Origin of the sequence: Streptomyces sp. NPDC058637 (assembly GCF_042717325.1) — a bacterium.
Lineage (GTDB): Bacteria > Actinomycetota > Actinomycetes > Streptomycetales > Streptomycetaceae > Streptomyces.
In genome coordinates this window covers 77,274-102,226 of the sequence record NZ_JBHXRD010000012.1, presented here as the reverse complement: position 1 = coordinate 102,226, position 24,953 = coordinate 77,274, and the positions used below count along the sequence as shown (strand labels likewise).

Below are 24,953 nucleotides of genomic sequence, written 5' to 3'. Positions count from 1 at the left end.
AATTCTGCGTCCGCGCCGCGCACACCCGGGTTACTCAAAAGTACGATGGCCCGACGGCGCAGCGTGCACGGTACGACTGTGTTCGATCACGAATTTGGGAGGCGGCGTGACAGCCATCGAGCAGACAGAGGCAGCGCGCCCGCGGGGCACTCGCCTGCCCCGCCGTGCCCGACGCAATCAGCTGCTGGGCGCCGCGCAGGAGGTCTTCGTCGCGCAGGGCTACCACTCCGCCGCGATGGACGACATCGCCGAGCGGGCGGGCGTCAGCAAGCCTGTGCTCTACCAGCACTTCCCCGGGAAGCTGGAGCTCTACCTGGCGCTGCTCGACCAGCACTGCGAGTCGCTGCTGCAGGCGGTCCGCACGGCGCTCGCCTCGACGACGGACAACAAGCTGCGCGTCGAGGCGACGATGGACGCCTACTTCGCGTACGTGGAGGACGAGGGCGGCGCCTTCCGTCTGGTCTTCGAGTCCGACCTGACCAACGAGCCGGCCGTGCGCGAGCGGGTCGACCGGGTCTCGCTGCAGTGCGCGGAGGCCATCTCCGACGTGATCGCCGGCGACACGGGCCTGTCCAAGGAGGAGTCGATGCTCCTCGCGGTCGGTCTCGGCGGTGTCTCCCAGGTGGTGGCGCGCTACTGGCTGTCCAGCCGGTCCGCCATTCCGCGTGACACGGCGGTGCAGCTGCTGACCTCGCTCGCGTGGCGGGGCATCGCGGGATTCCCGCTGCACGGCATCGATCAGCACTGATCTCCGGCACCGGCGCGGACGGGTGCGGCGGCGGTGTTCGCTGCGGGCGTTGCCGGTCGACCCGTGGTCCGTCCCTTCACCGGGCTAATGTGTGCTGCGTACGGCGCGGTTCACCGCGCAGAGACGGACCGTCGGAGGGACATAGCCGTGGAGGTCAAGATCGGGGTGCAGCACACGCCCCGGGAGATCGTTCTGGAGAGCGGGCTTTCCGCCGAAGAGGTCGAGAGCGCGGTCGGCGAGGCGCTCAACGGCAAGGCGCAGCTGCTCAGCCTCACGGACGACAAGGGCCGCAAGGTTCTGGTGCCGGCCGACCGGATCGCGTACGTGGAGATCGGCGAGCCCAGCACCCGGCGGGTGGGGTTCGGCGCGCTGTAGGTCGCGCGACGCAAGGACAGAGGTGGAGGCCCGGCGGATGTCCGCCGGGCCTCCACCTTCTTTTCACCGGATCTTCCCTCGGGAGGGTTCCCGGGGACCCGGGGAGGGTTGTATTCCGCAGGCCCCGGGTAGTAGCGCCTTCGACCGAACTGCCCGCCGCGCAATCAAGCGAGGTGACCTTCTGTGCTCTGGGAATCCATCAGCTCCGTCGTGCTCGGACTCGCCCTTTCATGGGTGGCCTTCCGCACCCTGCCGGGCCGGCTCCCGTCCCACCGCACGGTGCTCGTCACCGGTACGCTCGGCGCCCTGTTCGGCGCGTATCTGACGCATTCGACGCTGGGCTCCGGCCACGTCATGGCGACGCCGACCGGTGCCCTGCTGGTCGGGGCGGTGACCCTCTCCCTGCTGATCCGTCCACGCGGCAGCCGACCGGTGCGGTCCGCACCGGCCCAGTAGGGCGGCCGGTCAGGCCGCGAGACCGAGTGCGGCCATCCGCTTGGTGTGGGCCTCGGTGATCCTGGAGAACATCCGGCCGACCTCGGCCAGGTCGAAGCCGTCGGCCACACCGCCCACCAGCATCGTCGACAGGGCGTCGCGGTCGGCGACCACGCGCTGGGCCTGCGAGAGCGCCTCACCCATCAGCCTGCGTGCCCACAGGGCGAGCCTTCCGCCGACCCGGGGCTCCGCCTCGATGGCGGCGCGCACCTTCTCGACCGCGAAGTTCCCGTGTCCCGTGTCGTCGAGCACGGCCAGGACGAGGGAGCGGGTGTCGATGTCGAGGCGGGCCGCGATCTCGCGGTAGAAGTCGCTGGCGATCGAATCGCCGACGTACGCCTTGACCAGGCCCTCCAGCCAGTCCGACGGGGCGGTCTGGCGGTGGAAGTCGTCCAGCGCCTTGGCGAAGGGCTCCATGGCCGCCGTCGGCTCCTCGCCGATCGCCGTCAGCCGGTCGGTCAGCGTCTCGAAATGATGGAATTCGGCGGACGCCATCTTTGCCAGTGCCGCCTTGTCGCCCAGTGTCGGCGCGAGTTTCGCGTCCTCGGCGAGCCGCTCGAAGGCCGCCAGTTCCCCGTAGGCGAGTGCGCCGAGCAGATCCACGACCGCGGCGCGGTACTGCGGCTCGGCGGACGCGGTCACCCAGTCCTGGGCGGCGATTCCGGTGGGTGCGGGCGCTTCGTCGGTTGCTTCATTGGCGTTGTCAGGCGTCTCCATGGAGCGCAGAATAGCCCGCTTGTGGGAGGGTGGAAGGGCCTGGCCGACCGAAGACATCACACCCTTCCGATGAATTCGCCCAACACACATGCGCGAATCCGGGGTACAGTGGTATTGCGCTTACTGAGCATTTTCTTGTGCCAGGAGCGCGATCTTGAATGAGGATGCCCGGTCGGTGGCCCGATCGGCTCCGACCCGACAGCCCTCCACGCGGTGTGTGCGATAGGCACGATCCGCAGATGAGGGGCCCCCTCAGCGGCACGAGCGCTCGAGCGACGGCAGTGGTCCCGCGCCACCCGGCCCATCCACGGCCGGATGACCAACCCCGGCACGGTACGACCCCCAGCGTTCGCCTCGGGCCGCGTCTCACAGAAGAGGCAGCACCCTGACTACGTTCCGCGACCTCGGAATCCTTACCGAGACGGCCGAAGCCCTCGAGGCGGTCGGCATCATGTCCCCCTTCCCCATCCAGGAGATGACGCTCCCCGTAGCGCTCTCCGGCTCCGACGTCATCGGCCAGGCCAAGACAGGCACCGGCAAGACGCTCGGCTTCGGTCTTCCGCTCCTGGAGCGTGTGACCGTCCCCGCCGACGTCGAGGCGGGCCGGGCCGCGCCCGACAAGCTGACGGACGCGCCGCAGGCCCTGATCGTCGTTCCCACCCGCGAGCTGTGCCAGCAGGTCACCAACGACCTGCTCACCGCCGGCAAGGTGCGTAACGTCCGCGTTCTCGCGATCTACGGCGGCCGTGCCTACGAACCCCAGGTCGAGGCACTCAAGAAGGGCGTCGACGTGATCGTCGGCACCCCGGGCCGTCTGCTCGACCTGGCGGGCCAGCGCAAGCTCGACCTGTCGCACATCCGGGTCCTCGTCCTCGACGAGGCCGACGAGATGCTGGACCTGGGCTTCCTGCCCGACGTCGAGCGCATCATCACCATGCTGCCGCCGAAGCGCCAGACCATGCTGTTCTCGGCCACCATGCCGGGTGCGGTCATCAGTCTCGCGCGTCGCTACATGTCGCAGCCGACCCACATCAACGCGACCTCGCCCGACGACGAGGGCACGACCGTCAAGAACACGGCGCAGTACGTCTACCGCGCCCACTCGATGGACAAGCCCGAGATGGTCTCGCGCATCCTGCAGGCCGACGGCCGCGGGCTCGCGATGATCTTCTGCCGTACGAAGCGGACGGCGGCCGACATCGCCGAGCAGCTGGAGAAGCGCGGCTTCGCGTCCGGCGCGGTCCACGGCGACCTGGGCCAGGGCGCCCGCGAGCAGGCGCTGCGCGCCTTCCGCAACGGCAAGGTGGACGTCCTCGTCTGCACCGATGTCGCCGCGCGCGGCATCGACGTCGAGGGTGTGACCCATGTCATCAACTACCAGTCGCCGGAGGACGAGAAGACGTACCTCCACCGCATCGGCCGTACCGGCCGCGCGGGCGCCAAGGGCATCGCGATCACACTGGTGGACTGGGACGACATCCCGCGCTGGCAGCTGATCAACAAGGCCCTGGACCTGAAGTTCCCGGACCCGCCGGAGACGTACTCCACGTCCCCGCACCTGTACGAGGAGCTCAGCATCCCGGCCGGCACCAAGGGTGTCCTGCCGCGCATCGAGCGGACCCGTGCGGGTCTGCGCGCGGAGGAGATCGAGGACCTCGGCGAGACGGGCGGCCGTGGCCGCAAGTCCGCCGCGCCCGCGGCGGCGGCCCCCCGTGAGGAGCGTCCGCCGCGCACGCCGCGTCAGCGTCGTCGCACGCGGAGCGGCAGCACCCCCGAAGAGGGCGCCGTGACGGTGCCCGCACCGTCCACCGAGGTGTCGGGCGACGATCCGGCGGAGCCGCGTACCCCGCGTCGCCGTCGGCGTACCCGCGCCGTGGTGCCCGAGGCCGCCGTCGAGGCCGCGGTGGCCGTGGCCGAGGCTCCTGCCGTCCCCGAGGCCGCGCCCGTGGCCGAGGCGGAGCCTGTGGCCGAGGCGGAGCCTGTGGCCGACGCGAAGCCGCGCCGCCGCCGGGCCCGCGCCACGGCCGTGCAGCCGGCCGACGAGGCGGGGGCTCCGGCCCCGGCCGCCGAGCCGGTGGTCGACTTCCAGACCGTGGCCCTCGCCGACCCGGTGGCGGAGCCCGTGGTCACCAAGCCGCGTCGTCGCACCCGGGTGGTCAAGCCGGCCGACGAGGTCGACTTCCAGATCGCTCCGGTGTCCGAGCCCGTGGTCGAGACGAAGCAGCGACGCCGGCCCCGTGCCGCCGTCAAGCCGAAGACCGAGGCGGTGGACGCGGTGACCGCGTCCCCGGCGGGGTCCGAGGACGCGGCGGAGGCCAAGCCGCGCCGCCGTCGGCCGCGCGCCGCCGTGAAGGTGGAGACGGCCGCGGTGTCCGAGGCCGTGACGGCCGAGGACGCGGCCGCCAAGCCGCGCCGCCGCCGGGCCCGCGCCGCGTCGACCGCCGAGGCGACCGAGGCCTGATCCGGCCGCAGTACCACGGTGCCTACGGCCCCGGTCCCCGCGAGTGCGGGGGCCGGGGCCGTAGGCCTGCCCGGGCAGGGTCCGGTCCCCGGCGATAGCCTCGCTCCATGAGCCGGCCGCCCACTTTCACCCCGCCACCCTGTGCCCGTGCCCGCGTGCTGCACACCGAGCGCGGCGACTTCGCCGTGCTGGACGCCGCACCGCCCGCCGGGGCGCACTCCACCGCCCTCCTGCTGCCCGGGTACACCGGCAGCAAGGAGGACTTCATCGCGATGCTCGGCCCGCTGGCCGCCGCCGGCTACCGGGTGGTCTCCGTCGACGGCCGCGGCCAGTACGAGACCGAGGGGACGGGCCGTCAGGAGTCGTACGCCCAGGGCGAGTTGGCCCGTGACGTACTGGCCCAGGCCGCCGCGCTCGACGGCGCGGGCGGACCCGGCGGCATCCATCTGCTCGGACACTCGCTGGGTGGCCAGATCGCCCGCGCGGCGATGCTGACCGACGCCGGGCCGTTCCGTTCACTGACCCTGATGTCGTCCGGACCCGCCGAGATCACCACCGACCAGCAGAAGAAGGTACAGCTGCTCGGCGACGCCCTCTCCCGCTGGACCATGGCCGAGGTCTGGGAGGCGATGCGCGCCCTGGACCCGCCCGAGGACGCGGACACCGGCGGCGAGGAACTGCGCCGCCGGTGGATGCTCCACGACCCGGCGCAGCTGATCGCCACCGGCGCGCAGCTGTCCGCCGAGCCCGACCGGGTGGCCGAGCTCGCCGCCCTTCCCCTCCCCTTCCACGTGATGTCGGGCGAGAGGGACGACGTCTGGCCCGTGCCCCTGCTGGACGACATGGCCCGGCGCCTGGGGGCCCGCCGGACCGTGATCGGGGGAGCCGAGCACTCCCCCAACACGGCACGGCCGCTGGAGACGGCGGCGGCCCTCGTCGCGTTCTGGGACAGCCTCTGACCCCGTGGGATCAGAACTGCGCCTGCAGGTGCTGCCAGAAGCCGTCACGCAGTGCGCGGCGCAGCGGGGCGTGGCCGCGCAGCGAGTGCTGGAGGAGCCGTTCGGCCTCGACGAGGAGGTCCTGGTCGACGGAGCCCGGCAGGTAGGGGTGTCCGGGAAGCAGGTCGGCGAGGGATTCACGGCCGCGCGAGGAGAGCCAGGTGGCGGCGATCTGCGCGCCGACGAAGCGGACGTCCTCGCGCGCCGGGGCCGGGCCGTCGTCCTCGTACATCGTGACGGAGCGGCGGGTCACGTAGGGGCGCCAGAAGTCGAGGTCGAAGGTGCGCTGGCTGTCGACCTCCCAGAGCAGCGGCTCGGCCTGGTTGCGCCCCTCGCCGGCTTCGATGCCCCAGAGGTGGACGCGGGCTCCGTAACCCTGCGCGGCCTCGACGGCCGACACCAGGTCCTCGTCGCCGCCGACGAGTGCCGCGTCGCTGATCGCGCGGTGGCGGGCGAGTGATTCCAGGTCGGTGCGGATGAGTGAGTCGACGCCCTTCTGCTGGTTGTTGGCGTTGAGGTTGCCGAGCCTGACCTTGACGTCGGGGAGCTCGGCGATGGACTGCTGCTCGACGGTGTGGATCCGGCGCCGGGCACCGTCGTACCAGTAGACCCGCAGCAGCCGGCTGTCCGCGAAGATCGTGCGGGCCTTGTCGATGAAGGCATCGATCAGCCCTTCCGCGTCGAGGTCGAAGGACCGGCGGTCCTCGGTGCCGGTGACGAGCAGTCCGGCCGCGGCGTACACATAGCCCGCGTCCACGAAGATCGCGTGGGTGGAGGGGGTCTTCGACACCTCCGCGAGCACGCGCTGGAGCAGCTCGTTGGTGCGGTCCAACTGCTCCCGGATGCCCGGTCCTTCGTCCGGCTGTGTGTCCACGTGATTCATACGGACCTCGTTGTCTGCGTATGTTCCATTACCGGCGGGTACTTAGACATCCAAAAAATTTCCTTAGCGTAGGGAATGTTTGCAGAGGGCAAGCCGTTGAACCCCCTGTGGAGCACGAGGCGCCGACGCCTCGCGCTCCCCGACCTTTTCGGACGGCCAGCCCGTCCTACAAGCAGTTCTCCAGCAGGAGGATCAGACGAAGGGAAGCCATATGCGCTTCGAGATCATGCGACTCGACGATGTCGACGGTACCGCCGTGGACAGCACCGTCGTGGACGCCGCCTCCGTCAACCGGATCGTGCAGCAGGCCGCCTCCATAGGCCAGCGCATCTACATCCGGCCGGCCGACGCGTCGGCTTCGTAACGCCTTATATCGCTTTGCGCCGCTGAAAAGATGCGCCCCCGCACGGAAGGTCCGTGCGGGGGCGTCGTGCTGTCCGGGCGTCAGGAGTTCTGGATCACCTGTGTGACGCCGTTGATGATCTGCTGGACGGCGATGGCCGAGAGCATCATTCCGGCGAGGCGGGTCACCAGCACCACGCCGCCGTCCTTGATCACGCGGATGATCAGCAGCGAGTACCGCATGGCCAGCCAGAGCACGAGGTGCATGACGAGGATCGCGGACCAGACCGCGATCTGACCGCTGACGCCGTCGGCGTTCTGCACCGCCAGGATGACCGAGACGATCGCACCGGGTCCGGCGAGCAGCGGCATGCCCAGCGGCACGAGGGCCACGTTGACGTCCTTGGTCTGCGTCGGTTCGTCCGTCTTGCCGGTGAGCAGGTCCAGCGCGATCAGCAGCAGGAGGAGCCCGCCCGCGATCATCAGCGCCGGTACGGAGACATGCAGGTAGTCGAGAATCTGCTGGCCGAGCAGACCGAAGACGGCGATCACACCGAAGGCGACGGCGACCGCCTGCAGAGCCATCCTGCGCTGCACCTTGGCGGGGCGGCCCGCGGTGAGGGCCAGGAAGATCGGGGTGATTCCGGGCGGATCCATAATCACAAAAAGGGTGAGAAAGAGGGATCCGAAGACAGCGACGTCGAACACAGTGAGCCTTGCGAGAGAAGAGCGGGGTGAACAGGGGGCGCGCGGCCACGACGGCGGCATGCGCGGGTGCGCGCCGGGGTACGGCGCAGAACGGGAAAGGAGTCGCGCGGGAGCGCGTTACGCGAGGAGCGCTCCGCCGGCGCCCGGCACGGGGAACGCTCCCGTGGCGCGCCGGGTGATCTCGCCGTAGATCTCGGGGTCGGTGGTGTACTCCCCGAGCCGGACGGTCTTGCGGGTGCCGTGGTAGTCGCTGGACCCGGTGGGCAGCAGCCCCAGTTCGGCCGCGAGCCCGCGCAGCCGGGCCCTGGTGGGCTCGTCGTGGTCCATGTGATCCACTTCGATGCCGTCGAGGCCCGCGGCCGTCAGGCGGGCGATCACGGCTTCGGGGACCACTTCGCCGCGCTTGACGGCGAGGGGGTGGGCGAAGACGGTGACGCCACCGGCGGCCTTGACCAGCCGGATCGCGTCGAACGGGTCGAGTTCGTGCTTCTCGGCGTACGCGCGGCCACCGTCGGCGAGCCAGTCGGAGGTGAAGGCGTCGGAGACCGAACCGACGACGCCGAGCTCCACGAGCGCGGTGGCGATGTGCGGGCGGCCGACCGAGCCGTCCCCGGCGATCCGCGCGACCTGCTCCCAGGCGACCGGGACGCCGAGCTCCTGCAGCTTGCGCACCATGGCCTGCGCGCGGGGCACCCGGTCGTCCCGGACCAGCTCGCGCTCACGGGCCAGTTCGGGCTCGGAGGGGTCGAAGAGGTAGGCCAGCATGTGCAGACCGACGCCGTCGATACGGCAGGAGAGCTCGGCACCCGTGACGAGGGTCAGCCCCTCGGGCAGCGCGGCGACCGCTTCCGCGTGGCCGCGCACGGTGTCGTGGTCCGTGAGGGCGACGACGTCCAGACCCGCCGCGGCGGCGTTGGCCACCAGCTCGGCGGGGGTGTCCGTGCCGTCCGACGCGGTGGAGTGGGTGTGCAGATCGATGCGCACGACGCGTACTCCAGTGCTGGGGACGGAAAGGGGACGCTCCAGGATAACCGGCGGCCACCGTGCCCCCGGCCCTCTTCGCCCATTCCCCCAGCCCTCCCTGCCCGAGCCCCCGGGCCGTCGTCGCCCCGGCCGGTCGCCCGCTCAGGGCGTCGTGAGCAGCCGGGGGGTGAGCGCCCCGCACGGCAGGAGGTCCACCTCTCCGCCGGCGTCACGCAGATCGGTCAGCACCAGTTCGTCGTACATCAGGAGTCCGGACTGTTCGGGCCAGACGATCGCCCAGAGCCACAGGCCGCGCGCCTCCCCCGCGAAGACCGCCCGGTCGGCCGGGGCGTCCTTGACGTGCCAGAGCGGGGTGGGGCGTCCGGCGGCGAGCACCTTGGCGTCCGGTGCCCCGTCGGCGCACAGTCCGGAGCCGGGGTCGGGGCCGTCGATGCCGGCGTAGCGGGCACCGAGCCCCACGCCGAGCTCCTCGGCGACCAGCAGCAGCTCACCCATGCCTCCGAGGGGCGCCGGCCCGGAGCAGGCCACGGCCGTCGCCCGGCCGCCGCTGCGGTCGTCGCCCGCGTACGCCGCGCCCGTGAACAGCCAGCCCACCGGGAGCGGCCAGGGCATCCACACCGGCACTCTCGCCCGGTGCACGACCACACCGAGCGCCTCGACGCCGGGCGGGATCACCGGCTGCATCGGGTACACCTGGCCGTGCGCGGAGCACTGCCAGGCATCGGCGAAGAGACCGGGCGCCCTGACCCGGCCACCGCACTTCGGGCAACTGGGTTCGCCCCTCATACCCCCCAACGGTCCTCTTCGGGCGTCGTGCCGTCAAGGACGATCACCCGTCCGCAGCGCGCCGCCCCGCGGGAGGGCTCAGTCGAGGGCGACGGAGGCGCGCAGCGGGTCCCGCAGATCCGTGCCCTGCGACAGCCAGCGCTCCTGGAGTTCCTGGGCTCCCCTGACCCGCTTCCAGGCGGCCTCGTTGTGCGTCATCGGCAGGAGCGGCAGGAAGCGGACCGGGTCCATCGGGGCGTCCAGCTCCAGGTCCTCGACGAGACCGCCCGGCTCGGCGACCAGGACGGAGCTGAAGGGTGCCCCGGACCAGAGCGGCGTGCCGAGGTCCAGCGACGCCCCGGGGGCCACGATCAGCCCTTCGACCTGCGGGGACGCGGCCAGTACGGCGAGGGGCCTGAGCACCTCGTCGGTGGCGGCGAGCCCCATCCGTACGGACAGGAAGAGCTCCGCGCGCGGGCCCTTTACGGGGTCGGCCAGCGGCGAGGTGGGGTCGGCCATCGGCTGGGCGGACATGCCCAGCGTGGCGTAGCGCACCACGTCGCCGTCGACGAAGCGGAGCACCTCGATGCGGTCCGTGCCGAGGAAGGTCACATCGGCGCGCGCGTCCGGCTCCCCCAGGGCCGTGCGGAGCCGGGCCTCGACCAGATCAAGAATTTCTCCCATGCCGCGAGCATAGAACGGGTCTCCAACGGGCAAGGAAAGGGATTGACCCCGAGTCGACTGATAGCCTGGGCCGTCGGTCGGGACAGCACGCCAAGCGTCGCTCTCAGTCCCGACAACACGTGATCCCCCACGGGGGACCGGCCGGAGGAGGTGGGGCTGCGGTGGATCCAAGTCGACCGTGCAGTACCAACCGCCCTTCCGCGCGACACCGTCCTTCCGTGATCTGACGCCCTCCCAGGACGTATTCGCGGCAGTTCGCGCACCGGAAGAGCCCCTCGTTTTTGCCTGTCTGTAGCGAACGCCGTCATCGCGCCCGCGCGGTGCCGCCCGCTTTGCGGACGTGAGCGCACGTCCCCATTCCGGGCTGTTCCACGCCCCGCCGACGGCCCTCCGTGAAGGAGTCAGCCTTGTCGATGATCCGCGACCTGCGCGCCGCCGTGCGCCCGTCCCTACGCAAGAGCAACACCCCGTACAACAGCTACGACACCACCCGTGACCCGACCGTCTCCAGCGCGGTCGTCGACTGCGCGGTCTACCGGGACGGGAGCCGTCTCGCGGCCGACGCCTGCCAGACCCCGCATGAGGCGATGCTGCGCGTGCGGGAGGGCGGCGGCTTCGCCTGGATCGGACTGCACGAGCCGACCGAGGAGGAATTCGCCGGTATCGCAAGGGAGTTCGGCCTCCACCCGCTCGCCGTGGAGGACGCCGTCCACGCCCACCAGCGGCCCAAGCTTGAGCGGTACGACGACACGCTGTTCACCGTCTTCAAGACGATCCACTACGTCGAGCACGCCGAGCTGACCGCGACCAGCGAGGTGGTGGAGACGGGTGAGGTGATGTGCTTCACCGGACGGGACTTCGTCATCACCGTCCGGCACGGCGGGCAGGGCTCGCTCCGCGCCCTGCGCCAGCGGCTCCAGGACGACCCGGAGCTGCTCGCCAAGGGCCCCTCGGCCGTGCTGCACTCGATCGCCGACCATGTCGTCGACGGGTACATCGCGGTGGCGGCCTCCGTGCAGGACGACATCGACGAGGTGGAGATCGACGTGTTCTCCACCCCGGCGAAGGGCGGTCCGCGCGGTTCGGACGCGGGGCGGATCTACCAGCTGAAGCGCGAGGTGCTGGAGTTCAAGCGCGCCGTCTCGCCGCTGCTGCGGCCGATGCAGCTGCTGAGCGAGCGCCCCATGCGGCTGATCGATCCCGACATCCAGAAGTACTTCCGCGATGTGGCCGACCACCTGGCCCGGGTGCACGAAGAGGTCATCGGATTCGACGAGTTGCTGAACTCGATCCTCCAGGCCAACCTGGCACAGGCCACCGTCACGCAGAACGAGGACATGCGCAAGATCACGTCCTGGGCGGCCATCATCGCCGTACCGACGATGATCTGCGGCGTCTACGGCATGAACTTCGACCACATGCCTGAACTGCGGTGGACCTACGGTTATCCGATGGTGCTGGCCGTCATCGGCGTCGTCTGTTTCTCCATCCACCGCACCCTCAAGCGCAACGGCTGGCTCTAATAGAGTGCGGGCATGACTGCTGCAGACGTGTTGCTGGGCCGGGCTCTCGTCGAGGAGGCCACCAAGAAGTCCGGCCTGATCTGGGTGCGGGGCTCCGGCTCCGCCCGGGCCCTGTGGCACGTGTGGCACGAGGGTGCGGCCCTGCTCGTCGGCGACGGGCCCGGGGAGCAGCCGCTGTCCGCGGGGCTGGACGCGGGCGGCACCGCCGAGGTGACGGTGCGCAGCAAGGACAAGGGCGGCCGGCTCGTCGCCTGGACCGCCGCCGTCGCCGTCCTGGAGCCGCACTCCGAGGAGTGGGAGGCAGCCGTCGCCGAGCTCAAGGGCAAGCGGCTGAACGCGCCGGACGCCGAGCGGATGACCGAGCGCTGGGCGCGTGAGTGCCGGGTCGTACGGCTGACGCCCGGCGCGTCCCGTACGGATCTGCCGGATACCTCGCTGGCCGCGGTGCCGCTGCCCACGGGGGCGACCACGCGCCGCCCCGCACCCGCCGCACTCCCCCGGCTGCTGCTGAAGCGCCGCGGGAGGAAGTGACGGACGCCTTCCGTCAGCCGGAGGACTTGGGCAGCTGCCCGCCGTAGTCGACGGTGTCGTCCTCGGCCGGCGGCTCCAGCACGAAGTCCTGGCCCCAGTCGGCGAGGGTGACGGTGCCGCCTCCCCCGCCGCGGGCCACCCGCAGGGGATAGGGCGTGCCCTTCAGGGAGACGTGGAGTGCGCCGCCCTCACCCTTTCCGCCCGTGATCTGCACGGTGCGGATCCCGCCGATCGTGCTCCGGTCACCCTTGTTGATCGTGCCGTGCAGGGTGAGCATTCCGTCGAGCAGCGTCTTCTTCTCGGTGAAGCCGCGCAGCTGCTTGTAGGTGGGGTCGTCCTCGGGGACCTTCACGTACTTGCCCTGGAGCTTGTCGGCGGCGGCCTTGTCGCTCGCGTCGTCGCCGTCGGCCGTGTCGTCCGTGGCATGGTTCCAGAAGCCCGCGTCGGCCTTGAGGAAGAGCTCGTCACCGATCCGCAGCAGCGCGAACGTGCTCTGCTTGGAGGTGACCGATCCGGTGCCGCCCTCGGCGCTGAGCTGCATGTTCAGCGTGTACGTGCCGCCCTTGCTGACCAGTTTGCCCGTCAGCCGCACCGCGTCGGAGGCGTCCGCGGCGGCCCGTGTCCTCTTGTCGATCTGCGCCGCGGTCAGCTTGCCGACGCCGTTGGTCCCCTTGTCCGGGTCCTCCTCGGCACAGGCCGTGAGCGCGGCGGTCAGCCCCGCGCAGAGCACAGCGGCGAGAGCGGTCCTGCGACGGGCGCGGACGGCCGGGGCGGAAGAGGTCACGGGCGCACTGCCTCTCGTCTGTGTGTCGGGGGGTGGCAGACGGCAGCGTACCCGTGCCGCGTACGCCTTTCGGCAGAGCACCGTACGGACGGTCCGCCGGGGCGGCGCGGAGCGGGACGGGCTAGCCTGATCTCGGCAAAGGAGGACGTCGGGGTACAGGGAGGCGCACGGAATGGCGGCAGGCGCACCCAGGGTCTTCGTCTCGCACCTGTCCGGGGTACCGGTGTTCGACCCCATCGGTGACCAGGTGGGCCGGGTCCGCGACTTCGTGGCGATGCTCCGGGTCGGCGGCAAGCCGCCGAGGCTCCTCGGCATGGTCGTCGAGGTGGTCAGCCGGCGGCGGATCTTCCTGCCGATGATCCGGGTGACCGGGGTCGAGTCGGGCCAGGTGATCACGACCGGGGTCGTCAACATGCGGCGCTTCGAGCAGCGCCCGACCGAGCGACTCGTGCTGGGCGAGATCCTTGACCGGCGGGTGCGCCTCGTGGACACCGACGAGGAGGTCACCGTCCTCGATGTGGCCATCCAGCAGCTTCCGGCCCGCCGGGACTGGGAGATCGACAAGTTCTTCGTACGCAAGGGCCGGGGCGGTGCGCTGCGTCGCAAGGGCGAGACGTTGACGGTGGAGTGGTCGGCGGTCAGCGGCTTCTCCCTGGAGGAGCACGGGCAGGGTGCCGAGAGCCTGGTCGCCACCTTCGAGCGGCTGCGCCCCACGGACGTCGCCAACGCCCTGCACCACCTGTCGCCCAAGCGCCGGGCCGAGGTGGCCGCCGCGCTGGACGACGACCGGCTCGCGGACGTCCTGGAGGAGCTCCCCGAGGACGACCAGGTGGAGATCATCGGCAAGCTCAAGGAGGACCGCGCGGCGGACGTCCTGGAGGCGATGGACCCCGACGACGCGGCCGACCTGCTGTCGGAGCTGCCGGAGGCGGACAAGGAACGGCTGCTGGCTCTGATGCGGCCCGACGACGCCGCCGACGTACGGCGGCTGATGTCGTACGAGGAGCGGACCGCGGGCGGGCTGATGACGACCGAGCCGATCATCCTGCGGCCGGACGCGACGGTCGCCGACGCGCTGGCCCGGGTCCGCCAGCAGGACCTCTCGCCCGCGCTGGCCGCCCAGGTGTACGTCTGCCGGTCGCCCGACGAGACGCCGACCGGCAAGTACCTGGGCACCGTGCACTTCCAGCGCCTGCTGCGCGATCCCCCGTTCACCCTGGTCAGCTCGCTCGTCGACAGCGATCTCGTACCGCTGACACCGGACACCCCGCTGCCCGCCGTGACCAGCTACCTGGCCGCGTACAACATGGTCTCGGTGCCGGTGGTCGACGAGAGCGGCTCGCTGCTCGGCGCGGTGACCGTCGACGACGTGCTGGACCACCTGCTTCCCGACGACTGGCGCGAGACCGACTTCCAGGGCGAGGAGGGGATCGCCGATGGCCGCTGAGGACCGTTCGAAAGCGGCGTCGACCGGCGCGTCCGGCATCGTGCGCCCCCCTCGGCCGCGGCTCGACCAGCCGAGGGCCCCGCGGCGCCGGCTGCTGCCCGAGTACGACCCCGAGGCGTTCGGCCGGTTCTCCGAGCGGATCGCCCGGTTCCTGGGCACGGGACGGTTCATCGTCTGGATGACGCTGATCATCATCCTGTGGGTGGTGTGGAACATCTTCGCGCCCGAGGAACTGCGGTTCGACCAGTACCCCTTCATCTTCCTGACGCTGATGCTGTCCCTCCAGGCGTCGTACGCGGCCCCGCTGATCCTGCTCGCGCAGAACCGCCAGGACGACCGCGACCGGGTCACCCACGAGCAGGACCGCAAGCAGAACGAGCGCTCGATCGCGGACACCGAGTACCTCACCCGGGAGATCGCGGCCCTGCGGATGGGCCTCGGCGAGGTGGCCACCCGGGACTGGATCCGCTCCGAGCTGGAGGCCATGGTCAAGGACATGGAGGAGCGCAGGGTGCTCTTCCCCGTCGAGAGTGACGAAGGCGACCGCTGAAGGGCTACCCGCGCGTACGCACCGGCGCCGTACCATCGTCGGTATGGCTACGGAAGACGCGGTGCGTGAAGCACTGGCGACAGTGAACGACCCGGAGATCCACCGACCGATCACCGAGCTGGGCATGGTGAAATCGGTCGAGATCGATCCTGACGGTGTAGTCGCTGTCACCGTGTACCTCACGGTTTCCGGCTGCCCCATGCGCGAGACGATCACCAAGAACGTCACCGACGCGGTGGCCCGTGTCGAGGGGGTGTCCCGCGTCGAGGTCACCCTCGACGTGATGAGCGACGAGCAGCGCAAGGAGCTCGCCTCCTCGCTCCGCGGCGGCACGGCGGAACGGGAGGTGCCGTTCGCCAAGCCCGGTTCGCTGACCAGGGTCTACGCGGTCGCGTCCGGCAAGGGCGGCGTCGGCAAGTCCTCGGTGACGGTGAACCTCGCGGCGGCGATGGCGGCCGACGGACTCAAGGTCGGTGTCGTGGACGCGGACATCTACGGGCACAGCGTGCCCCGGATGCTCGGGGCGGACGGCAAGCCCACCCAGGTCGAGAACATGATCATGCCGCCGTCCGCGCACGGCGTGAAGGTGATCTCCATCGGCATGTTCACGCCGGGCAACGCCCCGGTGGTGTGGCGCGGGCCGATGCTGCACCGCGCACTCCAGCAGTTCCTCGCCGATGTGTACTGGGGCGACCTGGACGTCCTGCTGCTCGACCTGCCGCCGGGCACGGGTGACATCGCGATCTCCGTGGCGCAGCTCGTGCCGAACGCCGAGATCCTGGTCGTCACGACTCCCCAGCAGGCCGCGGCCGAGGTGGCCGAGCGGGCCGGTTCCATCGCCGTGCAGACCCACCAGAAGATCGTCGGTGTCGTCGAGAACATGTCGGGCATGCCGTGCCCGCACTGCGACGAGATGGTCGACGTGTTCGGCTCGGGCGGCGGACAGCGGGTCGCGGACGGTCTGACGAAGACGGTCGGCGCCGAGGTGCCGGTCCTGGGCACCATCCCGATCGACCTCCGGCTGCGCGAGGGCGGCGACGAGGGCAAGCCCGTCGTCCTGTCCGACCCGGACTCCCCGGCCGGCGCGGCCCTGCGGTCCATCGCGGAGAAGCTGGGCGGCCGTCAGCGCGGCCTGTCCGGCATGTCGTTGGGGCTCACCCCGCGCAACAAGTTCTGAAGTCCTGTACGCGAGGGGCGGCCTCCGTGGAGGCCCCGCCCCTCGCGTACGCGCGCTCAGGCCTCGTACGTCCTGATGTCGCCGATCACCGCGAAGCCCAGCCCGTAGGCGCTCATCCCGCGCCCGTACGCGCCGATGTGCACACCGTCCGGCGCCGAACCGGCGAGGACCCAGCCGAACTCGGACTCGCGGTAGTGGAATTCGACCGGCACGCCGTCCACCGGGAGCGACAGCGTCGACCAGGGAGCCTGCCCCAGGTCGTCGGCCAGCTCGAACGCGGTCTCCGTCTGCTGGTTCAGCCATTCGCCACGCAGCGTGTGGTCCATCTGCGGGGGCCATGTGTACGCCGGCAGCCCGGAGCCCGCCAGCCAGGCCGCCGAGGACACCGTGGTGGCGTCCAGGACACCCGTGCCGTCGCCGGTGTGGCGTACCGGGCTGCTGGCCACCGTCACGACCACCGCGAAGCGCGCCTTCTCCGCTCCCGCGTCGGTCCGCACCACGGGCTCCTCACCGTGTCCGGTGGAGCCGTGCTGCACCGTGCCGTCCGCGGCGGCGGCGACCTGCATCAGCCAGCGCGGGCCCGTGAATGCCTCGTCCAGCCCGTACCAGGGGAACGGCGCCTTGAGATAGCCGTCGACAGTACGCCGGGCCGTCGGCACCCCCTCTGCGGTGCCCTTGCTGGGCGCACCGTCCGCCCCTACCCGACTCGTCGTCTCCATCTGCCCGGCCGCCTCCTCGATCCCTCAGATCCGGCGCGGCCCTCCCCCCTCGGGCGTGGGCAACCTCGCGACCGGACAGATGGAGAATAGCCATACCGTCCGGACGAGCCGGGATTGACGGGTCTCAGGTGGCGTCTGCGTCGAAGGGCGGGCGCTCGTCCTTCGCGGGCTGAGCGGGCTTCTTGAGGAGGTCGGGCGTGCCGGCCGCGGCCGGCACGGCGGCGGCCGTGCCGGTGGAGGGCGCGGCCTCGCGGCCGTTCACCGCGTCGGTGACCTCGGCCATCTCCTTGCGCAGGTCGAAGCTCTCGCGGATGTCCTTGAGCCCCAGGTCGTCGTTGCCGTCCATGAGCTGCTTGCGGACGAACGTCTTGGGGTTGAGGTCCTCGAACTCGAAGTCCTTGAACTGCGGGCCGAGCTCGGAACGGATGTCGTCCTTGGCACTGTCCGAGAACTCACGGATCTTCCGGATGGTGCGCGTGACGTCCTGGATGACCTTCGGCAGCTTCTCCGGGCCGAATACGAGCACGGCGAGAACCACGAGCGTCACCAGCTCGAGTGCGCCTATGTCATTGAACACCTTGCTGCTCCTCGTGTTCTCTGCGTGTTCTCCGCGGTTCTTCGCCACCTGGGCCGCCGGGGCCGGACCGGCTCCACGGTACCCGTCGAAGCTGTCCGGGCGGTACCTGCCGGTTGCGGTCAGGTGCCGCTCGACGAGCCCAGGGTCAATGTCACGGACAGCTCCTTGCCATCGCGCGTCAGCCCGAGTTCGAGCCGGTCTCCGGGCCGGTGGGCACGGATCTTGACGATCAGCTCCTCGCCGCTGTGCACCCGCCGGCCGTCCACCTCGGTGATGATGTCGCCCGCCTCGATGCCCGCCTTGTCCGCCGGACCGTCCGCGGTGACCGCCGACCCGCCGTCTGCTCCCTTGCCGCCGACCTTGGCCCCGTCGCCGGTGTACTGCATGTCGAGTGTGACACCGATCACCGGGTGGGTGGCCTTGCCGGTGTTGATCAGCTCCTCGGCGACCCGCTTGCCCTGGTTGATCGGTATCGCGAAGCCCAGTCCGATGGAACCGGACTGTCCGCCGTCAAGGCCGGATCCGCTGTCGGCGGCCCGGATGGCGCTGTTGATGCCGATGACCCGGGCGTCCGCGTCGACCAGCGGGCCGCCGGAGTTGCCCGGGTTGATCGGGGCGTCGGTCTGCAGGGCGTCGACGTAGCTGACGTCGGTGCCGTCGCCCTTCTCGCCGCCGGCGGTGATGGGGCGCTGCTTGGCGCTGATGATGCCGGAGGTGACCGTGTTGGACAGGTCGAACGGGGCGCCGATGGCCACCACCGGGTCGCCGACCCGCACGTTGTCGGAATTGCCGAGCGCCAGGGGCTTGAGGCCCGAGACGCCGGTGACCTTGACGACCGCCAGGTCGTAGCCGCTGTCCTGGCCGACGACCTCGGCCGGCGCGGTCTCGCCGCCGCTGAAGGTGACGGTGATGTCGCCGGCGGAGCCCGCGGGGGCCACCACGTGGTTGTTGGTGAGGATGTGGCCCCTGTTGTCGAGGACGAAGCCGGTGCCCGTGCCGGACTCGGCGGAGCCGCTGACATGCAGGGTGACGACGCTGGGCAGGGCGCTGGAGGCGATTCCCGCGACGCTGTCGGGAGCGCGGCCTGCGCTGTCCCGGCCGGCCTGGGGCAGCTCGACCGTGGTCAGGCCGCCGTTGCGCTCGACGTAGGCGCCGATGCCGCCGCCGATGCCTCCCGCGACGAGGGCGAGCAGCGCCGCGCCGACGAGGACGGATCCCCGGCGGCCCTTGCGGCGCGGCCCGGCGTCGGGCCCGAGGGCGGGTCCGGGGTGACTCAGGGGCTGCTGGGGCGCGCCCCACGGGTCGTAGCGCAGCCACTGCGAGGCCTGCAGCGGACCGGGGGGCGTCGGGGGCGCGCCGTGCTGATGGGGCACCAGGTGCGGCTGGGGCGCGAGTGCGTAGGCGTCGGCGGGTGCGGGGGCCTGGCCGGGTACGGGCGCCGGGGCCTGGGCGGGCGGGTGGACGGCCGTCCCGTGGATGTCCGTCCCGTGGCCGTTCGTCCCGTCGTAGGGCGGGGGTACGGGGGTGCCGTGGGCCGGGGTCGGCTGCGGGCGCTGGACGGGCGGCGCGGGCGCCCACGGCCCCGGGCCGCCGTAGGGCGGGGTGCTGTACTCGTCGGGCGCGTGCAGCGGCCGCGTCCCCGGTCCGGGCGTGAAGGGCTCACCCGCCGGTGCCGGTACTGCCTCACCTGCGGCCGGTACGGGCACGGCCTCCGCCGGGGCGGGCGGGAACGGCTCGGCGGCCGCGGCTTCGCCGACGGGCGTTCCGGGGTCGGGGTCCGCCGTGGGTGTACCGGCGTGGAACGCGGTGGCCTCGGCCCGGTCCGTGGCGGGCTTCGCATCCTCCGGCCCGGCGGATCCGGTACGTCCCGCCGAGGGACGGCTCCACCACTTCGCCTTCGGCCCGCTGGGCTTCCCGTCGTCCATGCTCTCCCCGCCACTGGCCTCTGCACGCCCCCACAGAGGCGTCCCTCCCGGAATTCAACCAGGTTTGCGAATCCGTGCGCAGGGTCCCGGTCAGCGCAGTGGCGAAAGAGGCATCGCGCGGTCGCGCAGCGCCGGCGGGGTGGACGCCGTCGCCGACGGCTCGGCCTGCTTCGGCCTCTCCCCGCTCCCGAGCGCGGCCGTCAGCAGCGGACCCGCGTCGGTCGGACGTATCAGTGGTGGAACGGACACGTTCAGCACCGGGAACGCGAACGTGTGCCCGGTGAGTGCCGTGGTGCTGATCAGCGAGGGCGCGGCGGCGAGGACCGGCCGCGCGGACGAGGACGGTGCGGCGGTCGGTACGGCGGTGGGTGCGCCGGGGCGTTCTCCGACGGAGAGGGCCCCGCCGCCGCCACGGCTGGCCGCGGCGCTCGCGGTCCGCGCCTCGGCGTCGAGCGGTGTCCCGCTGCTGCCGGCGCCCTCGGCGCGGAGCGGGGCGTCGGGTCCGTACTGCAGGGGCAGGGCGCCGCCGAGGGCGATGGCCGCCAGCGACACGGCACTGGCGGCGGCGAACGCGAAGCGCCGGGCGCGCCAGGGCGACCGGTCGGTCTCACGGCCCACGTCGTGGATGCGGAAGGCGGACGACGGGCCGCCGGGCAGTACGGCGGTCGACCCGTGCGCGGTGGGCAGGTAGCCGAAGCCGTCGAGCGGCGAGGGGCCGGAACCCGGTTCCGAGCCACGGCCGGGGGTCGTGAGGTCGGGGAAGAGCCCTTCCCCGAAGCGACGGCCGCCACGGAAGGGTCCGCCCGAGCTGTCGCCGTCGCCTCCGGGACCCCCGGGGAGGCCCTGCAGGCGGGCCAGGAAACCCTCGGAGGGTGACGGAGGGGTGGCGGTCGCGAAGGCACTCTTCAGGCGCCGCTGGGCATCGGCCTCGGCCTTGCACCTCGAACAGGTCGCCAGGTGGGCGAGGACTCGCTCCCGGGCGTCGTGTTTGAGCTCACCGTCGACGAGCGCGGCGAGACGGTCCCCCAGATGCTGTTCCGCGGGGGTCGGACCTGTGCCACTCACGCCGTTCCGCCCTCCCCTGCCAGGACCGCGTCCGCCAGGGAACGCTGCTCGGCGCGGGCCTCGGGCGAGCGGTGCTGCAGGGCCTTGCGCAGGTGCGAGCGTCCGCGGTGGATGCGGCTGCGCACGGTGCCGAGCTTCACGCCGAGCGTGGCGGCGATCTCCTCGTACGAGAGGCCCTCGATGTCGCAGAGCACGACGGCGGCACGGAATTCGGGCGCGAGGGTGTCCAGCGCCTGCTGCACGTCCGCGTCGAAGTGGGTGTCGTTGAAGGCCTGCTGCGGGGACGGCTCACGGCTCGGCAGCCGCTCGGCGGCGTCGTCACCGAGGGAGTCGAAACGGATCCGCTGCTTGCGGCGGACCATGTCCAGGAAGAGATTCGTCGTGATCCTGTGCAGCCAGCCCTCGAAAGTGCCGGGTGTGTAGGTCGACAGCGACCGGAAGACACGCACGAAGACTTCCTGCGTGAGGTCCTCGGCGTCGTGCTGATTACCTGTCAGCCGGTAGGCGAGGCGGTACACGCGACCGCTGTGCGTGCTGACGATCTCTTCCCATGAGGGCGGGGTCCACGCCTGAGAATCCGCATCTGAGGCGAAGGTCGCGGTCGGTGCGGAATCGTTGGAAGAACGGTCAGCGATGTTGGTCACGGATTTCGGCTCACCCGCCGACCTGAGAAAGCGCCGCAGCACTCCTCCCCGATCCACAGGCGCAGCCGCACCTCCCCTATCGGCTCTGGTGGTGTCCAGTGGAGCCCCTACCATAGCCACCTCGCCCGTTAGCTCCGGATAAGCCTTTTCCCTGCTGGTGCCCGGGTGTCCCCCGGGAGCAAGGGGCACATTCCGGGCCCGGTGAGAGGGCCCGATCCATGTGTTTTCCCCTGCCCCCTCCTAACGCCCGGTCCCATCTGCGGGTTCCCGGGTTCAGCGGATACAGTCACCGTTGCGCCAACTACGGGGACAGGAGAGGGTCATTACCGCCAACCGGCAGACGAGCTGGGCGTTCGCCGACGCCTTTGTCGCCGAGGAAGAAGCTCTGCTCTGGGCCCGGGACCGGGCCCACGAGGCGGGGCTCCGCTCGGTGTCACCAGGCACCGGCGCCGCGCTGCGCCTGCTCGCTGCCACCGCGGACGCCAAAGCGGTGGCCGAGATCGGCACCGGCACCGGCGTGTCCGGCATCTATCTGCTGCAGGGAATGCGCCCGGACGGCGTACTGACCACCGTCGACCCCGAACCGGAGCGCCAGCAGTTCGCCCGTGAGGCGTTCCGCGCGGCGGGCTTCGCGACGAACAGGTCGCGGTTCATCCCCGGGCGTGCCCTCGACGTACTGCCGCGGCTCGCGGACGGCGGATACGACCTCGTCTTCTGCGACGGCGACCGGCTCGAGAGCATGGACTGCCTCGCCGAATCGTTGCGCCTGCTGCGGCCCGGCGGCCTCGTCTGCTTCGAGGGCGTCTTCGCGGACGGCCGCACGATCGACTCCGCGGCCCAGCCGGCCGAGGTGCTGCGGCTGCGTGAGCTGCTCCGGGCCGTGCGGGAGAGCCAGGAGCTCATGGCGACGCTGCTGCCGGTGGGCGACGGCCTGCTGTGCGCGGTGCGGCGCGGCTGACCCCGCGGAGACGCACGACTGCCCCGGCACGGATTCCGTGCCGGGGCAGTCGTGAAGTGTGGGCGCCTTCCGCCTCAGCCGACGACCTTCTTCAGCGCGTCGCCGAGTGCATCGGCCTCGTCCGGAGTCAGCTCGACGACAAGCCGACCGCCGCCTTCGAGCGGAACGCGCATGACGATGCCCCGCCCCTCCTTTGTCACCTCGAGCGGGCCGTCGCCCGTCCGCGGCTTCATGGCCGCCATGCTCGTTCCCCTTCCTGAAACCAGCTCATCGCAACCGGCGGCCCCATGACAGGCGCTGCCTCACCGGCGTCGAACACAATGCTTCCTCCGCATTATCCCGCATGGGAGACCCCGATGACCAACATCGGTCGGCATCGCTTACGCAACGCGCTCTCTCAAAACCACCCAATTCGGCGATCCGGCTGCGATACTGCGCCGCCATCGGCCCTCAGCCGAGAGCCAATTGTTAGACGCAGGTCACATATCCGGGTCGCCCGGAGTCGGCCATGCTTGCCTGGACAGGCACAATGCCGGAGCCGTAAGGAGACCCTGCGATGGCCGACACGGCCGACACCATGGCTGACACCGTGTTCACGGACGTGAGCGACGGGCTCGCGACGATCACGATCAACCGCCCCGACGCGATGAACGCCATGAACACCGCGGCCAAGGTCGCGCTCCGTGACGCGCTGCTCGCCGTCGCGGACGACACCGCCGTACGGGCGGTTCTGCTCACCGCGACCGGGCGCGCGTTCTGCGTGGGCCAGGACCTCAAGGAGCACGTCGCCAAGCTCACCGAGGCCCGCGAGGCGGACGGCGGCAACGCGCTGAGCACCGTGCGGGAGCACTACAACCCGATCGTGCGGGCGATCACCGAGATGGAGAAGCCCGTGGTCGCGGGGGTCAACGGGGTCGCCGCGGGGGCGGGCTTCGGCTTCGCGCTCGCCGCCGACTACCGGGTGGTCGCCGATACGGCCGCCTTCAACACGTCCTTCGCGGGCGTGGCGCTGACCGCCGACTCGGGCGTCTCCTGGACGCTGCCCCGGCTGATCGGTGCGAGCCGCGCCGCCGACCTGCTGTTCTTCCCGCGTTCGATCTCCGCGCAGGAGGCGTACGAGCTGGGGATCGCGAACAAGGTGGTGCCGGCCGCCGACCTGGCGAAGGAGGCCCTCGCGGTGGCGCGCGCCCTGGCGGACGGCCCGACGGTGGCGTACGCGGCGCTGAAGGCGTCCGTGGCGTACGGCGCCGGGCACACGCTCGCCGAGTCGCTGGAGAAGGAGGACGAACTGCAGACGAGGGCGGGCGCGTCGCAGGACCACACGATCGCGGTCGAGGCGTTCCTCGCGAAGCGGCGGCCGAAGTATCTGGGCCGCTGAGGGGCCGTGCCGGGGTCGCTAGCGGCCCCGGGCCACGCAGTCGGCCAGATGGTCGTCGACCAGCCCGCAGGCCTGCATCAGGGCGTAGGCGGTCGTGGGGCCGACGAAGCGGATCGACCGCTTCTTGAGCTCCTTGGCCAGCGCCGTGGACTCCGGGGTGACGGCCGGTACGTCAGCGGTGGTGCGCGGAGCGGGACGGGCGGCCGGATCGGGAGCGTGCGACCAGACGAGCGCGTCCAGTTCCCCCGGGGCCCAGCCGGCCAGCACCTCGGCGTTGGCCAGCGTCGCGTCGATCTTCGCGCGGTTGCGGATGATTCCGGCGTCGGCGAGCAGGCGCTCCTTGTCGGCTTCGGTGAACTCCGCGACGGCGGAGATGCTGAACCCGGCGAAGGCTCTGCGAAAGCCTTCTCGGCGGCGCAGGATCGTCAGCCACGAGAGACCGGACTGGAACGCCTCCAGGCAGAGCCGCTCGAAGAGGGCGTCGTCGCCGTGGACGGGCTTGCCCCACTCGGTGTCGTGATAGGCGAGGTAGTCCTCCGTGGACAGGCCCCACGGGCAGCGCAGATCTCCGTCCGCGGCGGGTTCGGCGCCGCTCATCGCGTGTCCTCGTCCGGCGCCCGGCCGTTCTCCCCGGTCAGCGGCTCTCCCGGCCGCTTGAACAGGTCGGGGCCGGTCACCGTGGCCGCCTGGGCACCGGCGAGCGCGGACTCCAGCTCGGCGATACGGGCGTCCCGCTCGGCGAGCTCGGCGCCGAGGCGGCCCAGCGCCTCGTCCACGTCCGTCATGCGGTAGCCCCGCACGGCCATGGGCAGCCGGAGGACCTCGACGTCGGCGCGGCCGACGGGGCGGTTCGCCGGCAGCGGGTCGGTGAGCCGCTCGGGCTCCACGTCCTGCAGCACCGCGCTTCCGCCTCCGCCTACCACCGCCATCGTGACCGCGGCCACCACCACGGCCATCGTGAGCAGCAAGAACCAGAACACGTGCATCTCCCCGGGAGCGGAAACCTGTCCGGGTCAGATCGTGCCATGCGCCACCGACAGTTAGGGTCGCAGGCGACCTACCGAGGAGGAACACAGGGATGCGAAGCGATGCGCTCAGGCTGGGGCGGCGGGAGTTCGGACCGCACGAACCGGTGATCATGGCGATCGTGAACCGGACCCCGGACTCCTTCTACGACCAGGGGGCGACGTTCCGCGACGAACCCGCGCTCGCCCGGGTCGAACAGGCCGTGGCGGAGGGCGCCGCGATCATCGACATCGGCGGGGTGAAGGCCGGCCCCGGTGAGGAGGTGACGGCCGCGGAGGAGGCGCGCCGCACGGTCGGCTTCGTCGCGGAGGTACGCCGGCGTCACCCGGACGTGGTGATCAGTGTGGACACCTGGCGGCACGATGTGGGTGAGGCCGTCTGCGAGGCGGGGGCGGACGTCCTGAACGACGCGTGGGGCGGCGTCGACCCGAAGCTCGCGGAGGTCGCCGCGCGGTACGGGGCGGGGCTCGTGTGCACGCACGCGGGGGG

The 24,953-nt window shown here is 71.4% G+C and carries 29 protein-coding genes; 14 read left to right on the top strand and 15 right to left on the bottom strand.

Translation table 11 applies throughout. From position 1 onward, the window contains the following. The first annotated feature begins 106 nt into the window (after positions 1-106). The 3 genes from ACFWVP_RS14750 to ACFWVP_RS14740 all read left to right on the top strand — a co-directional run bounded on the left by ACFWVP_RS14750 (position 107) and on the right by ACFWVP_RS14740 (position 1,579). On the top strand, positions 107-748 hold the full coding sequence (locus ACFWVP_RS14750) for a TetR/AcrR family transcriptional regulator (protein ID WP_384496679.1): 642 nt from the start codon (positions 107-109) through the stop codon (positions 746-748). 147 nt (positions 749-895) lie between these two features. Further along, the gene (locus ACFWVP_RS14745) at positions 896-1,123 is read left to right on the top strand and encodes a DUF3107 domain-containing protein (RefSeq protein WP_167526138.1); all 228 of its coding nucleotides are present in this window, start codon (positions 896-898) and stop codon (positions 1,121-1,123) included. A gap of 183 nt (positions 1,124-1,306) precedes the next feature. Further along, entirely contained in the window at positions 1,307-1,579 is a 273-nt protein-coding gene (locus ACFWVP_RS14740; protein WP_384496677.1) for a hypothetical protein, read from the top strand. A gap of 9 nt (positions 1,580-1,588) precedes the next feature. On the opposite strand, the gene ACFWVP_RS14735 is transcribed toward ACFWVP_RS14740, so the two are convergent. After that, on the bottom strand, positions 1,589-2,344 hold the full coding sequence (locus tag ACFWVP_RS14735) for a ferritin-like fold-containing protein (protein ID WP_384496852.1): 756 nt from the start codon (positions 2,342-2,344) through the stop codon (positions 1,589-1,591). Positions 2,345-2,786: 442 nt separating this feature from the next. On the opposite strand from ACFWVP_RS14735, the gene ACFWVP_RS14730 reads away from it, so the two are divergent. Together ACFWVP_RS14730 and ACFWVP_RS14725 are read left to right on the top strand one after the other, a co-directional pair. Further along, positions 2,787-4,796, top strand: coding sequence for a DEAD/DEAH box helicase (locus ACFWVP_RS14730; protein ID WP_384496676.1), 2,010 nt, complete (start codon positions 2,787-2,789; stop codon positions 4,794-4,796). Between the two features lie 107 nt (positions 4,797-4,903). Beyond that, complete coding sequence (locus tag ACFWVP_RS14725; protein ID WP_384496674.1) at positions 4,904-5,755, top strand: alpha/beta fold hydrolase; 852 nt, start codon at positions 4,904-4,906, stop codon at positions 5,753-5,755. A 10-nt stretch (positions 5,756-5,765) separates the two neighbouring features. Here the strand turns inward: ACFWVP_RS14725 and ACFWVP_RS14720 are convergent, their stop codons facing one another. Continuing rightward, positions 5,766-6,677, bottom strand: coding sequence for an NYN domain-containing protein (locus tag ACFWVP_RS14720; RefSeq protein ID WP_384496672.1), 912 nt, complete (start codon positions 6,675-6,677; stop codon positions 5,766-5,768). 211 nt (positions 6,678-6,888) lie between these two features. On the opposite strand from ACFWVP_RS14720, the gene ACFWVP_RS14715 reads away from it, so the two are divergent. Beyond that, a complete protein-coding gene (locus ACFWVP_RS14715) occupies positions 6,889-7,041 on the top strand; it encodes a hypothetical protein (protein ID WP_384496671.1) in 153 nt (50 codons plus the stop codon). 80 nt (positions 7,042-7,121) lie between these two features. Here ACFWVP_RS14715 and ACFWVP_RS14710 read toward each other — a convergent pair whose 3' ends face one another. The 4 genes from ACFWVP_RS14710 to ACFWVP_RS14695 all read right to left on the bottom strand — a co-directional run bounded on the left by ACFWVP_RS14710 (position 7,122) and on the right by ACFWVP_RS14695 (position 10,160). Continuing rightward, complete coding sequence (locus ACFWVP_RS14710) at positions 7,122-7,727, bottom strand: MarC family protein (RefSeq protein WP_384496669.1); 606 nt, start codon at positions 7,725-7,727, stop codon at positions 7,122-7,124. A gap of 117 nt (positions 7,728-7,844) precedes the next feature. Continuing rightward, entirely contained in the window at positions 7,845-8,711 is an 867-nt protein-coding gene (locus tag ACFWVP_RS14705; protein ID WP_384496668.1) for a PHP domain-containing protein, read from the bottom strand. A gap of 141 nt (positions 8,712-8,852) precedes the next feature. Beyond that, entirely contained in the window at positions 8,853-9,497 is a 645-nt protein-coding gene (locus tag ACFWVP_RS14700) for a DUF6758 family protein (protein ID WP_384496666.1), read from the bottom strand. 78 nt (positions 9,498-9,575) lie between these two features. Next, positions 9,576-10,160, bottom strand: coding sequence for a suppressor of fused domain protein (locus ACFWVP_RS14695; RefSeq protein ID WP_384496664.1), 585 nt, complete (start codon positions 10,158-10,160; stop codon positions 9,576-9,578). 407 nt (positions 10,161-10,567) lie between these two features. Here ACFWVP_RS14695 and ACFWVP_RS14690 point away from each other — a divergent pair, with 407 nt between their 5' ends. Further along, positions 10,568-11,683 (top strand): magnesium and cobalt transport protein CorA, encoded by a 1,116-nt coding sequence (locus ACFWVP_RS14690; RefSeq protein ID WP_384496662.1) that lies wholly within the window; start codon positions 10,568-10,570, stop codon positions 11,681-11,683. 12 nt (positions 11,684-11,695) lie between these two features. Next, positions 11,696-12,214: a hypothetical protein gene (locus ACFWVP_RS14685; protein ID WP_384496660.1), complete on the top strand. Its 519-nt coding sequence runs from the start codon at positions 11,696-11,698 to the stop codon at positions 12,212-12,214. Between the two features lie 13 nt (positions 12,215-12,227). On the opposite strand, the gene ACFWVP_RS14680 is transcribed toward ACFWVP_RS14685, so the two are convergent. Next, positions 12,228-12,998, bottom strand: coding sequence for a hypothetical protein (locus ACFWVP_RS14680; protein ID WP_384496658.1), 771 nt, complete (start codon positions 12,996-12,998; stop codon positions 12,228-12,230). A gap of 172 nt (positions 12,999-13,170) precedes the next feature. On the opposite strand from ACFWVP_RS14680, the gene ACFWVP_RS14675 reads away from it, so the two are divergent. From ACFWVP_RS14675 to ACFWVP_RS14665, 3 genes are read left to right on the top strand one after another with little or no spacing between them, the layout of a single operon-like run. Beyond that, positions 13,171-14,445, top strand: a complete 1,275-nt coding sequence (locus ACFWVP_RS14675) for a magnesium transporter MgtE N-terminal domain-containing protein (protein ID WP_384496656.1) — start codon at positions 13,171-13,173, stop codon at positions 14,443-14,445. Next, complete coding sequence (locus tag ACFWVP_RS14670) at positions 14,435-14,995, top strand: DUF1003 domain-containing protein (RefSeq protein ID WP_384496654.1); 561 nt, start codon at positions 14,435-14,437, stop codon at positions 14,993-14,995. The genes ACFWVP_RS14675 and ACFWVP_RS14670 overlap by 11 nt, the downstream gene beginning before the upstream one ends. Positions 14,996-15,038: 43 nt before the next feature. Beyond that, positions 15,039-16,172 carry an Mrp/NBP35 family ATP-binding protein gene (locus tag ACFWVP_RS14665; RefSeq protein ID WP_384496652.1) on the top strand — a complete coding sequence of 378 codons (1,134 nt, stop codon included), beginning with the start codon at positions 15,039-15,041 and terminating at the stop codon, positions 16,170-16,172. Positions 16,173-16,228: 56 nt separating this feature from the next. Here the strand turns inward: ACFWVP_RS14665 and ACFWVP_RS14660 are convergent, their stop codons facing one another. From ACFWVP_RS14660 to sigE, 5 genes are all read right to left on the bottom strand, one after another. Further along, a complete protein-coding gene (locus tag ACFWVP_RS14660; protein ID WP_384496650.1) occupies positions 16,229-16,891 on the bottom strand; it encodes a hypothetical protein in 663 nt (220 codons plus the stop codon). A 124-nt stretch (positions 16,892-17,015) separates the two neighbouring features. Beyond that, complete coding sequence (locus ACFWVP_RS14655) at positions 17,016-17,468, bottom strand: sec-independent translocase (protein WP_384496648.1); 453 nt, start codon at positions 17,466-17,468, stop codon at positions 17,016-17,018. Between the two features lie 119 nt (positions 17,469-17,587). Continuing rightward, positions 17,588-19,393, bottom strand: a complete 1,806-nt coding sequence (locus tag ACFWVP_RS14650; RefSeq protein WP_384496647.1) for a trypsin-like peptidase domain-containing protein — start codon at positions 19,391-19,393, stop codon at positions 17,588-17,590. Positions 19,394-19,483: 90 nt separating this feature from the next. After that, the gene (locus ACFWVP_RS14645; RefSeq protein WP_384496646.1) at positions 19,484-20,458 is read right to left on the bottom strand and encodes an anti-sigma factor family protein; all 975 of its coding nucleotides are present in this window, start codon (positions 20,456-20,458) and stop codon (positions 19,484-19,486) included. Continuing rightward, a complete protein-coding gene (sigE, locus tag ACFWVP_RS14640; RefSeq protein WP_384496644.1) occupies positions 20,455-21,216 on the bottom strand; it encodes an RNA polymerase sigma factor SigE in 762 nt (253 codons plus the stop codon). Before sigE ends, ACFWVP_RS14645 begins: the two co-directional genes overlap by 4 nt. A gap of 178 nt (positions 21,217-21,394) precedes the next feature. Between sigE and ACFWVP_RS14635 the strand changes: the two genes are divergently transcribed. Continuing rightward, on the top strand, positions 21,395-22,060 hold the full coding sequence (locus tag ACFWVP_RS14635; protein ID WP_384496643.1) for an O-methyltransferase: 666 nt from the start codon (positions 21,395-21,397) through the stop codon (positions 22,058-22,060). 74 nt (positions 22,061-22,134) lie between these two features. Here ACFWVP_RS14635 and ACFWVP_RS14630 read toward each other — a convergent pair whose 3' ends face one another. Then, entirely contained in the window at positions 22,135-22,302 is a 168-nt protein-coding gene (locus ACFWVP_RS14630) for a DUF3117 domain-containing protein (RefSeq protein ID WP_003966491.1), read from the bottom strand. Between the two features lie 335 nt (positions 22,303-22,637). On the opposite strand from ACFWVP_RS14630, the gene ACFWVP_RS14625 reads away from it, so the two are divergent. After that, the gene (locus tag ACFWVP_RS14625; RefSeq protein WP_384496851.1) at positions 22,638-23,438 is read left to right on the top strand and encodes an enoyl-CoA hydratase/isomerase family protein; all 801 of its coding nucleotides are present in this window, start codon (positions 22,638-22,640) and stop codon (positions 23,436-23,438) included. Between the two features lie 18 nt (positions 23,439-23,456). Here the strand turns inward: ACFWVP_RS14625 and ACFWVP_RS14620 are convergent, their stop codons facing one another. Beyond that, positions 23,457-24,035: a DNA-3-methyladenine glycosylase I gene (locus ACFWVP_RS14620; RefSeq protein ID WP_384496641.1), complete on the bottom strand. Its 579-nt coding sequence runs from the start codon at positions 24,033-24,035 to the stop codon at positions 23,457-23,459. Further along, the gene (locus ACFWVP_RS14615; RefSeq protein ID WP_384496639.1) at positions 24,032-24,424 is read right to left on the bottom strand and encodes a cell division protein DivIVA; all 393 of its coding nucleotides are present in this window, start codon (positions 24,422-24,424) and stop codon (positions 24,032-24,034) included. Before ACFWVP_RS14615 ends, ACFWVP_RS14620 begins: the two co-directional genes overlap by 4 nt. A 92-nt stretch (positions 24,425-24,516) precedes the next feature. On the opposite strand from ACFWVP_RS14615, the gene ACFWVP_RS14610 reads away from it, so the two are divergent. After that, a partial coding sequence (locus tag ACFWVP_RS14610; protein WP_384496637.1) for a dihydropteroate synthase occupies positions 24,517-24,953 on the top strand: 437 nt, incomplete at its 3' end.